Genomic DNA, 10,577 nt, shown 5'->3' with positions numbered 1-10,577 from the left:
CGACGGATCCCGGATCCGTCGGCCGGGCGCGGCCGTTCGCGGTTCCGGGGGCGGGCCGCACGGGGATGCGGAGAGCCGCTACCCGCCCGGTGACGCGGCGGGCCTCAGGGGCGGCCGTACGGAGTCCGGGCGCCCGGAGCCCGCGGCCGGACGCGGTGAGGCCGCCGCACGGTGGGCCCGCGGCCCGGACGCCGCGAGGGGCCGCGCGCCGGGTCACAGCCGTGCGGCCTTCAGCGCCATGTGCAGCAGCAGCCGGTCCTCGCCGTCGTTCAGGTCGAGCCCGGTCAGCTGCTGCACCCGGGCGAGGCGGTAGTAGAGCGTCTGGCGGTGGATGCCCAGCGCGGCGGCGGTGCGGCTCGCCTGGCCCGCCCGGTCGAGGAACACCTCGGCGGTGCGGGCGAGCTCGGCGTGGGCGGGGGCGAGCAGGGTGCGGACGGCCCGGTCGGGCGCGGAGTCCTCGGTGCGGGGCAGGGCGGCCAGGAGCCGGTACGGGCCGATCGCCGACCAGTCGGCGACCGGGCCGAAGCGGGACTCCGCCGAGGCCGCGCGGGCCGCGGACACAGCCTCGTGCCAGGCGTCCGCGAGCTCCGTCGGACCCCGGCGGGGGGCGGCGAGGCCGGCGGTCGCCGCGGGCCCGGCGGAGGCACGCAGCCGCTGCGCGGCCGTCGTCGCCGGGTCGAGGGCCTCGGGGGAGCGCAGCCGGACCAGAGCGGCGAGGGCCCGGGCCCCCGGCACGGCCACCGCGGCGAGAGCCGCCGCCGAGGGAACCGTGCGCGCGGACGGGAGCTCGCCCTCCCAGGGGGTGACGCACACCACCGCGTGCAGGCCCTCCGCACCGGAGCCGAGGGCCTCGCGCAGTGCGGACACCGCCATGTCGCGCTGCCAGCCGCGCCCGGCGACGAGCACCGCGCCCAGCTCCCGGGAGAGGTCCGCGCCGGCCCGCTCCTCGTCGGCGAGCAGGGCGCCGATCCGTGCGGCGACGTCCATCGCCGCCGCCAGCTGCCCGTCCGTCGGCCCCGGATCGGCGTCCAGCAGCCACACATAACCGAGGACGACACCCCGATGGCGTACCGGGAGGCAGACGCGGTCCCGGAAGACCCCGGCCTCCGGGGCTGCGGGGATGCGGACCGGGCCCGTCGCCCGGGTGATGCCGAAGCCCTCGAACCAGGCGCGGACCGCCGGGGTGGAGCGCCGGGTGAGGATCGAGCGGGTGCGGACCGGGTCCATCGCCGTGTCGTCGTCGCTGTCGTGGGCCCCGAAGGCGACCAGCCCGAAATCCCGGTTCTCCAAGGTCGCGGGGGCGTTGAGCAGCGCGGAGATCTCGTCGACCAGCTCCTGGTAATCGCCCTTCACCCGGCCATTCTCGCACCCCTTCAGACATATGTCTGAGATCCAGTGCACGGATGCGTGACAGCTGTCGATGGCACGCCCCGACGGCGGTCCCTAGATTTCACAGTGGTTCTCCGTGCCGTCCCGGTCCGTTCACGTCCGTCCCGGTCCGGTCTCGTTCGTACTTCGTGGAGGTGCCCCGTGCTGGGTCCCGTGATTCTCGCCGCGTCACGCAGCGACAGGATGCGTCGTTTCATCTCGGCCGCGCCGGGCACCAAGCAGGTCGTCGACCGCTTCATCGCCGGTGAGAGCGTCGACCAGGTCGTCCCGGTCGTCCGGGACGCGGCGGACAAGGGCCTGGAGGTCACCCTCGACGTCGTCGGCGAGGACATCACCACCCCGGAGCAGGCCGCTGCCGCGCGGGACGCCTACCTGGAGCTCGTCGGCCGTCTGAAGGAGCTCGGGCTCGGCACCCGCGCCGAGATGTCCGTCAAGCTGTCGATGTTCGGCCAGGCCCTCCCGGCGTCCGTCGCCGGCGCCGCCGGAGCACCCTCCGGCTCCGCCTTCCCGGGCGGCCACGAGCTGGCCCTCGCCAACGTGCGCCCCGTCGTCGAGGCCGCCGCCGCGATCGGCACCACGGTCACGCTGGACGCCGAGGACCACACCACCCTCGACTCGATGTTCGCCATCCACGAGGAACTGCGGAAGGACTTCCCGCAGACCGGCTGCGTGATCCAGTCCTACCTCTTCCGCACCGAGGCCGACGCCCGCCGCCTCGCCGCCGCGGGCAGCCGGGTCCGCCTGGTCAAGGGCGCCTACAAGGAGCCCGCCTCCGTCGCGTACCAGAGCAAGCCGGAGATCGACAAGGCGTACGTCCGCATCCTGAAGACGCTGATGCAGGGCGAGGGCTACCCGATGATCGGCTCCCACGATCCCCGTCTCATCGCCATCGGCCAGGAGCTCGCACGCCGGGCCGGGCGCAAACTGGACGAGTACGAGTTCCAGATGCTGTACGGCATCCGCAGCGAGGAGCACGTCCGGCTCGCGGCCGAGGGCCACCGGATGCGCGTCTACACGGCGTACGGCACCGACTGGTACGGCTACTTCATGCGGCGCCTCGCGGAGAAGCCGGCCAACCTGCTGTTCTTCGGCCGCTCCGTCCTCACCAAGGGCTGACCGAGGCTCCTGACCCCAGGGCCGCACCCCGGCTGGACCAGGGCCGACCCGCCCGGCCGACCACCCACCTCAACCAAGGAGACAAGGCACTCATGGACGCCGTCACCCAGGTCCCCGCGCCGGTCAACGAGCCGGTTCACTCCTACGCCCCCGGCACCGCGGAGCGCGCCCGTCTTGAGGCGAAGCTCAAGGAGCTCGCCGAGAACCCGATCGACCTGCCGATGACCATCGGCGGCGAGAAGCGCATGGGCGGCGGCGAGCGCGTCGACGTCGTGCAGCCGCACAACCACAAGGCTGTCATCGGCACCTTCGCCGGAGCCACCGAGCAGGACGCCCAGGACGCCGTCGACGCGGCCCTCGCCGCCGCTCCGGCCTGGCGCGCCATGTCCTTCGACGACCGCGCGGCCATCATCCTGCGCGCCGCCGAGCTGCTGTCCGGCCCCTGGCGCGAGACGCTGGCCGCCTCCACGATGCTCGGCCAGGGCAAGACCGCGCAGCAGGCCGAGATCGACTGCCCCTGCGAGCTCGTCGACTTCTGGCGCTTCAACGTGCACTACGCGCGCCAGATCCTCGCCGAGCAGCCCCCGGCCAACTCCCCGGGCGTCTGGAACCGCATGGACCACCGCCCGCTGGAGGGCTTCGTCTACGCGATCACGCCGTTCAACTTCTCCGCCATCGCGGCCAACCTGCCCACCGCGCCCGCCCTCATGGGCAACGTCGTGGTGTGGAAGCCGTCCCCGACGCAGACCCACGCCGCCGTGCTGCTGATGCAGCTCCTGGAGGAGGCCGGGCTGCCCAAGGGCGTCATCAACCTGGTCACCGGTGACGGCATCGCCGTCTCCGAGGTCGCGCTGAACCACCGCGACCTGGCCGGTGTCCACTTCACCGGCTCGACCCCCACCTTCCAGCACCTGTGGAAGACGGTCGGCAACAACATCGCCTCCTACCGCACCTACCCGCGGCTCGTCGGCGAGACCGGCGGCAAGGACTTCGTCGTCGCGCACCCGAGCGCCGACCGCGCCGTCCTGAAGACCGCGCTGACCCGCGGCTCCTTCGAGTACCAGGGCCAGAAGTGCTCCGCGTCCTCCCGCGCCTACGTCCCCGCCTCCATCTGGAACTCGGGCTTCAAGGAGGAGTTCGCGGCCGAGGTCGACGGCATCACCATGGGTGACGTCACCGACCTGACGCACTTCATGGGCGCCGTCATCGACGCACGCTCCTTCGCGAAGAACAAGGCCGCGATCGACCGCGCCGCCGCCGACCCGACCTGCACGATCGTCGCCGGCGGCACCTACGACGACTCGGTCGGCTACTTCGTCCGCCCGACCGTCATCGTGTGCGACGACCCCGCCAACGAGGTCTTCACCACCGAGTACTTCGGCCCGATCCTCGCCGTCCACGTCTACGAGGACGAGAAGTACGACGCCATGCTGGAGCAGATGGAGTCGGTCTCCGACTACGCGCTGACCGGCGCCGTCATCTCCGGCGACCGTGCGGCCGCCGCGTACACGATGGACAAGCTGCGCTACGCCGCGGGCAACTTCTACATCAACGACAAGTCGACCGGCGCCGTCGTCGGCCAGCAGCCCTTCGGCGGCGGCCGCGGCTCGGGCACCAACGACAAGGCGGGCGCCCCGCAGAACCTGCAGCGCTGGACGCTGACCCGCGCCATCAAGGAGACGCTGGTCCCGCCGACCGAGTACACCTACCCCCACCAGGGCTGACGCCCCGGGGCGCCCACCGGGCGCCCCGCCCCGCACTCCGCCTCCCGGCCGGTTCCCCCCGCCGCCCGGGAGGCGGAGTGCTGTCCGGACCCGCCGCGCGGCTCAGCCCTTCACGGTGAAGCCCGCCCGCAGGAGGGCGTCGTCGGCGGAGGACGGGCCGACCAGCAGCTCGAACGCGCCGGGCTCGACGACCCGCCGGCCCGCCGCGTCCACGAGGGTGCACGCGGACACCGGCAGCTCCAGCAGCACCTCGCGGGTCTCGCCCGGGGCGAGCGGCACCTGGCGGTAGGCCTTCAGCTCCTTCTCGGCCCAGGTCACGGACGTCACGGTGTCGCTGACGTACACCTGCACCGTCTCCAGGGCCGGCCGGGCGCCGGTGTTGCGGACGGTGACCCGGGCCCGGAGCGTGTCGCTCTCCCCGACGTCCGCGGTGAGCACCTCCAGGTCCGCGTAGGCGACGGTCGTGTAGCTCAGGCCCTCGCCGAACACGAACGCCGGACGCTGCGTGAGGTCGGCGTAGCGGGCGCCGTGCTGCCCGCGGATCTGGTTGTAGTACGTCGGCTGCTGACCCGCGTGCCGGGCGAAGGACACCGGCAGCCGGCCCGACGGCTCCACGAGGCCCAGCAGCACCTCGGCCACCGCGCGGCCGCCCTGCATCCCCGGGTTGAAGGCGTGCACGACCGCGGCCGCGCCCAGGGCGGACGGCGGGAGCACCAGCGGCTTGGAGCTGATGACCACGACCACGAGCGGCTTGCCGGTCGCGGCGAGCGCGTCGAGCAGCGCCACCTGGTCGCCGACGAGCTCCAGGGTCGCGGTGGAACGCCCCTCACCGACCAGCTCGATGCGGTCGCCCACCACGGCGACGACGTGGTCCGCGGCCTCGGCGGCGGCGACCGCCTCGGCGATCAGGGCCCCGGAGGGCTCCGCGGGGACCACCACGTCCGGGCGGGGCTGGCCGTCCGGGAAGAACGCCCCCTCGGGGTCAGGGCCCACGGACAGGATCTCGGCCCCACGGGCGAAGGTGACCTCCCACCCGTCCGGAACGTGCTCGGTGAACCCGTCGAGCACCGTCCGGATCATGGCGCGGGGGTGGCCGTCCGGCAGCCAGTCCGTCTGGCCGGAGGACCCCGCCCAGTCGCCCAGCTGGGTCTGCGCGTCGTCCGCGTTGGGGCCGATGACGGCGATCCTGCGCGGGGCCGTCCCCGCCGCGGCGACGGCGCGTCCGTCCCGGCCCGCGGTGAACCCGCCGGCCAGTGGAAGGGTGCCGTCGTTGGTGAGCAGGACCAGGGAGCGGCGGGCCGCTTCGAGGTTCAGCAGGGCGTGCTCCGCGCTGCCGATGACCTCCGCCTGGCGGACGGTGTCGGGGTGGCGGGGGTTCTCGAACAGGCCGAGCTCGAACTTCAGCGTCAGGACGCGCCGCACCGCCGCGTCGATCTCCGCCTCGTCCAGCGTGCCCGCGGCGACGGCCTCCTGCGCGCCCTCGAAGAACTGCGGGGTGGTCATCACCATGTCGTTGCCGGCCCGGACGGCCGCCGCGGCGGCCTGGGTGTGGTCGGCGTAGATCCGCTGCTCCCACACCATGCGGCCCACGTTGTCCCAGTCGGTGACCAGGGTGCCGGTGTAGCCCCACTCGCCGCGCAGCACCTCGTTGAGCAGCCAGTCGTTGACGGTGATCGGCACCCCGTCCATCGACTGGTAGCCGAGCATGAACGTGCGGCAGCCCTCCCGGGCGACCCGCTCGAACGGGGGCAGGAACCAGGAGCGCAGCTTGCGCCGCGAGAGGTCGGCCTCGCTCGCGTCACGGCCGCCCTGCGTCTCGGAGTAGCCCGCGAAGTGCTTGGCGCACGCCAGCACCGCCGTCGGGTCGTCCAGTCCCTCGCCCTGGTAGCCGCGGACCATCGCGGAGGCCAGTTCGCCGATCAGGAAGGGGTCCTCGCCGAACGTCTCGCTGACCCGGCCCCAGCGCAGGTCCCGGGTGATGCAGAGCACCGGCGAGAACGTCCAGTGGACGCCCGTCGCGGCGACCTCGACGGCGGTGGCCCGGGCGACGCGCTCCACGAGCTCCGGGTCCCAGGTCGCGGCGAGGCCGAGCTGGGTGGGGTAGATCGTGGCGCCCTCCCAGAAGGAGTGGCCGTGGATGCAGTCCTCCGCGACCAGCAGCGGGACGCGCAGCCGGGTCCGCTCGGTCAGCGCCGCCGCTTCGAGGACGCGCTCGGGGGAGGCGTGCAGGATCGAGCCCGCGTGCAGGTCCTCGATGGCGTGGCGTACCCCGTCCTTGGCGTTCAGCTGGAGCATCTGGCCGGTCTTCTCGGCCAGGGTCATGCGGCCGAGGAGGTCGTCGACCCGTTCGGGGACGGGGAGCGCGGGGTCGAGGTAGGGCAGGGAGGGGGACACGGGGGGTCCTTTCGCGACACGGTTCGCCCTCACCATAGAGTCGATACCGACCACCTGGTAAGTATCTCCGGGGATTCGCTCCACCTCCGCGGATCCACGGAGTCCGGTCCCTCGGGGCACCGGACGCGAGCCGGGCCCACCGACGTGCCCGGCGCAGCGACGCCGGCGGACCGGGAGAGTGGCGAGTGACGGCCGAAGCGCCGCGTGGCTACGCGAAGGGCCGCGCGAAGCGGCGGGAGATCCTCGACCAGGCCATGGCCCTGTTCGGCGAGGCCGGGTACCGGGGTGCGTCGCTGCGGGTGATCGCGACCCGGTGCGGCCTCTCGCACACCGGACTGCTGCACCACTTCCCGACCAAGGAGTCGCTGCTGCTCGCGGTGCTCGAACACCGCGACGAGGTGGACGACGCGTGGCTGTCGCTCGGCGGCACCACGGGCGTCGGGCGGCTGCGGCGGTTCGTCGAGCTGGCCGCGCTGAACGCGGGGCGGCGCGGGATCGTCGAGCTGTTCTCGGTGGTCTCCGCCGAGGCGACCGCCGCCGACCACCCCGCCCACGCGTACTTCGTGCGCCGTTACGAGAACTCGGTGGCGGGCGCCCGGCTCGCCTACGCACAGACGCGCCGGGAGGGCGCGCTGCGCGACGCGGTCGCTCCCGGTCCCGCCGGCCGGCAGCTGATCGCCCTCATGGACGGGCTCCAGGTGCAGTGGCTGCTCAGCGACCGGACCACGGACATGGCCGGCGTCCTGCGCGCACACATCGAGGCCCAGCTGACCACGGAGCTCTGAGGGTCCCGGCGGGGGCGGCCGGCGCGGGCCTCTCCGGCGCCGCCGTCTCAGATAGTAGGAAGTCCGAGTATCCGTAGAGACAGACGGGCCGAGCTGTCCTAGCGTGGGACGAGCCGAACGAGCCGCTGATCCAGCGGCCGGTGTGCGTGAGTGTGCCCGGCGCAGGCAATCCCTGCGGGCATCCGCTCCCCGCCCCTTCAGGCGCTCGAAAGCCGATCAGGGCACCCCTCGTGCGGAGCCCCGGTCCCGACATCCAAGCGATCTCAAGGAGTCGATCCCCCATGGCACAGACCACCGCCCGTCGCGTCCGCCACAGCTCCCGCTCCGCCGAGTCGGAGCGCCAGAACGCCGCCGCGGCCCTCCAGCGGGCTCTCGACCGCCGGGACAACGGCGGCTCGACCGGCCACTGACCCCCGCCTCGCCGTGACCGTTCCCACCCCGTGACGCCCGGTCCCACCCCGTGGCGGCCGGCTTCCGTGCGGAAGCCCGGATGTCCGCATCGTGGACGCCGAGTGTCATGGGGTGGGACGGAGGGCTAGGGTTCCGGGTATGTCTCGCAGCATCGATCTCGCAGTGATCCCCGGCGACGGTATCGGCCAGGAGGTCGTCACCCAGGGCCTCAAGGTTCTCAACGCTGTTCTCCCGCAGGACGTGAAGCTGGAGACCAGGGAGTACGACCTCGGCGCCCGGCGATGGCACCGCACCGGTGAGACCCTCCCCGACGCGGAGCTCGAAGCCCTCAGGGGCCACGACGCCATCCTGCTCGGCGCCATCGGCGACCCGTCCGTCCCCTCGGGCGTGCTGGAGCGCGGGCTCCTGCTGAAGCTGCGCTTCGCCTTCGACCACTTCATCAACCTGCGGCCGTCGAAGCTCTTCCCGAACACCGCGACCCCGCTGGCCGGCCGCCCGGAGATCGACTTCGTCGTCGTCCGCGAGGGCACCGAGGGTCCGTACACGGGCAACGGCGGTTCCCTGCGCACCGGCACCGAGCACGAGGTCGCCACCGAGGTCAGCGTCAACACCGCCTACGGTGTCGAGCGTGTCGTGCGGGACGCCTTCGCACGCGCCGCGGCCCGCCCCCGCAAGAAGCTGACGCTGGTCCACAAGAACAACGTCCTGGTGCACGCGGGCCACCTGTGGAAGAACACCTTCGACAAGGTCGCGGCCGAGTTCCCCGAGGTCACCACCGACTACCTGCACGTCGACGCGGCGACGATCTTCTTCGTCACGCAGCCGGAGCGCTTCGACGTCATCGTCACCGACAACCTCTTCGGTGACATCCTCACCGACCTCGCCGCAGCCGTGACCGGCGGCATCGGCCTGGCCGCCTCCGGCAACATCAACCCGACGGGCGCCTTCCCGTCCATGTTCGAGCCGGTGCACGGCACCGCGCCCGACATCGCGGGCCAGGGCAAGGCCGACCCGACCGCCACGGTCCTCTCCGTCGCCCTCCTGCTGCGCCACCTCGGCTACGAGGCCGAGGCCGTGCGCATCGAGGAGGCCGTCTCCGCCGACCTCGCGGAGCGTGACGGCGCGCAGCCGCGCACCACCGACGAGATCGGCGACGCGCTCGCGGTACGCGTAGCGGGCTGATCCGACGACTCCCTTTCGAAGCCGCCGGGTCGCAACGCACCCGGCGGCTTCTTCTCGTGGTCTCCGGGTGCCACCATCGACCTCAGGACCGCGTTCCCGCGTCGCGCGAGCGTCGCCGCAAACACGTCATTTCGTACAGAGCCGCCCCCGGGAGATAATCGAACGCGGGACCGCGGCTCGCGGCGGAGCTCGGACGTCCTCCTGCCTGCCCGGTGCGGACCGGGCGGGAGCGGGCGTGAGCGCGGTCCCTCACACACAAGACCGGTGAAGGACACGCACTCATGACGACGCCCACGATCGAGCTCAAGCCCTCCTCCCACCCGCTGTCCGACGCGGAGCGCGAGGCGATCCTGACCAGCCCCGGCTTCGGCCGGCACTTCACCGACCACATGGTGACGATCCGCTGGACCGAGGGGCGCGGCTGGCACGACGCCCAGCTCGTGCCGTACGGGCCGCTGTCGATGGATCCCGCCAACATGACGCTGCACTACGCGCAGGAGATCTTCGAGGGGCTGAAGGCGTACCGGCAGCCCGACGGCACGGTCGCCACCTTCCGCCCCGAGGCCAACGCCGCCCGGTTCCAGCGGTCCGCCGCCCGGCTCGCGATGCCGGAGCTGCCGGTCGAGACCTTCATCGAGGCCTGTGACGTCCTGGTCCGGCAGGACCAGGCGTGGGTCCCGGCCCACGGCGGCGAGGAGTCGCTCTACCTGCGCCCGTTCATGATCGCCGCCGAGGTGGGTCTCGGCGTCCGCCCGGCCAACGAGTACCTCTTCCTCGTCATCGCCTCCCCGGCCGGCGCCTACTTCCCCGGCGGGGTGAAGCCCGTCTCCATCTGGCTCTCCCGGGACCGGGTCCGCGCCGTCCCCGGCGGCATGGGCGACGCCAAGACCGGCGGCAACTACGCCGCCTCCCTCCTCGCCCAGGCCGAGGCCGCCGAGCAGGGCTGCGACCAGGTCGCCTACCTCGACGCCGTCGAGCACACGTGGGTCGAGGAGCTGGGCGGCATGAACCTCTACTTCGTGTACGAGCAGGAGGACGGCGGCAAGCGGATCGTCACCCCCTCCCTCACCGGCTCGCTGCTCGCCGGTGTCACCCGTGACTCCCTCCTCACGGTCGCCCGCGACCTCGGTTACGCCTCCGAGGAGGGCCGCGTCTCCATCGACCAGTGGCGCGCCGACACCGAGAACGGCACCCTCACCGAGGTCTTCGCCTGCGGCACCGCCGCCGTCATCACCCCCGTCGGCACCGTGAAGTCCGCGGACGGCGCGTGGGTCCAGGGCGACGGCACCCCCGGCGAGGTCACGCTCAAGCTGCGCGAGCGCCTGCTGGACATCCAGCGCGGCATCGCCGAGGACACCCACGGCTGGATGCACGAGCTCGGCTAGGGCGTCGGGGCGGCAGCCCCGCCGGGCCCGGCCGCCCGACCCGGGTGCCGGACGCGTGTGCCGGTCCTGCGCGCGGGCCCGGGCCGCCCGGTGGGCCCGGCGCTCCTCACGGCCCTGCCCCGGGTCCCGCCGGGGCCCGGGTACCGGTGCGGCGGGGTCCGGTCGGCGCTCCCGGTCACGGCGGCCGCGCC

8 protein-coding genes are annotated in these 10,577 nt (G+C 73.1%); 6 read left to right on the top strand and 2 right to left on the bottom strand.

Annotation, left to right across the window (positions count from 1 at the left end; all coding sequences use genetic code 11):
* Positions 1–213: 213 nt before the first annotated feature.
* Positions 214–1,353, bottom strand: a complete 1,140-nt coding sequence (locus tag ABZ172_RS27675) for a helix-turn-helix domain-containing protein (protein WP_356887667.1) — start codon at positions 1,351–1,353, stop codon at positions 214–216.
* A 177-nt stretch (positions 1,354–1,530) separates the two neighbouring features.
* Here ABZ172_RS27675 and ABZ172_RS27670 point away from each other — a divergent pair, with 177 nt between their 5' ends.
* Positions 1,531–2,505: a proline dehydrogenase family protein gene (locus tag ABZ172_RS27670; RefSeq protein WP_356887665.1), complete on the top strand. Its 975-nt coding sequence runs from the start codon at positions 1,531–1,533 to the stop codon at positions 2,503–2,505.
* A 92-nt stretch (positions 2,506–2,597) separates the two neighbouring features.
* Positions 2,598–4,229, top strand: coding sequence for an L-glutamate gamma-semialdehyde dehydrogenase (gene pruA / locus ABZ172_RS27665; RefSeq protein WP_356887663.1), 1,632 nt, complete (start codon positions 2,598–2,600; stop codon positions 4,227–4,229).
* Between the two features lie 102 nt (positions 4,230–4,331).
* On the opposite strand, the gene ABZ172_RS27660 is transcribed toward pruA, so the two are convergent.
* Positions 4,332–6,623 (bottom strand): glycoside hydrolase family 3 N-terminal domain-containing protein, encoded by a 2,292-nt coding sequence (locus ABZ172_RS27660; protein WP_356887661.1) that lies wholly within the window; start codon positions 6,621–6,623, stop codon positions 4,332–4,334.
* 185 nt (positions 6,624–6,808) lie between these two features.
* Between ABZ172_RS27660 and ABZ172_RS27655 the strand changes: the two genes are divergently transcribed.
* From ABZ172_RS27655 to ABZ172_RS27640, 4 genes are all read left to right on the top strand, one after another.
* Complete coding sequence (locus ABZ172_RS27655; protein WP_356887659.1) at positions 6,809–7,408, top strand: TetR family transcriptional regulator; 600 nt, start codon at positions 6,809–6,811, stop codon at positions 7,406–7,408.
* A 281-nt stretch (positions 7,409–7,689) separates the two neighbouring features.
* Positions 7,690–7,818, top strand: coding sequence for a hypothetical protein (locus ABZ172_RS27650; protein ID WP_356887657.1), 129 nt, complete (start codon positions 7,690–7,692; stop codon positions 7,816–7,818).
* A gap of 139 nt (positions 7,819–7,957) precedes the next feature.
* Positions 7,958–9,001 (top strand): 3-isopropylmalate dehydrogenase, encoded by a 1,044-nt coding sequence (locus ABZ172_RS27645; protein WP_356887655.1) that lies wholly within the window; start codon positions 7,958–7,960, stop codon positions 8,999–9,001.
* A gap of 281 nt (positions 9,002–9,282) precedes the next feature.
* A complete protein-coding gene (locus ABZ172_RS27640) occupies positions 9,283–10,386 on the top strand; it encodes a branched-chain amino acid aminotransferase (RefSeq protein WP_356887653.1) in 1,104 nt (367 codons plus the stop codon).
* Positions 10,387–10,577 lie beyond the last annotated feature (191 nt).

It is taken from the genome of Streptomyces sp. NPDC006296, assembly GCF_040613235.1.
Lineage (GTDB): Bacteria > Actinomycetota > Actinomycetes > Streptomycetales > Streptomycetaceae > Streptomyces.
This window is presented reverse-complemented; position numbering and strand designations above follow the sequence as displayed.

Excerpts from the sequence above, each read along its gene's own strand:
- pruA (WP_356887663.1), top strand. The coding sequence starts at position 2,598 with ATGGACGCCGTCACCCAGGTCCCCGCGCCGGTCAACGAGCCGGTTCAC.
- ABZ172_RS27650 (WP_356887657.1), top strand. The coding sequence starts at position 7,690 with ATGGCACAGACCACCGCCCGTCGCGTCCGCCACAGCTCCCGCTCCGCC.
- ABZ172_RS27645 (WP_356887655.1), top strand. The coding sequence starts at position 7,958 with ATGTCTCGCAGCATCGATCTCGCAGTGATCCCCGGCGACGGTATCGGC.
- ABZ172_RS27640 (WP_356887653.1), top strand. The coding sequence starts at position 9,283 with ATGACGACGCCCACGATCGAGCTCAAGCCCTCCTCCCACCCGCTGTCC.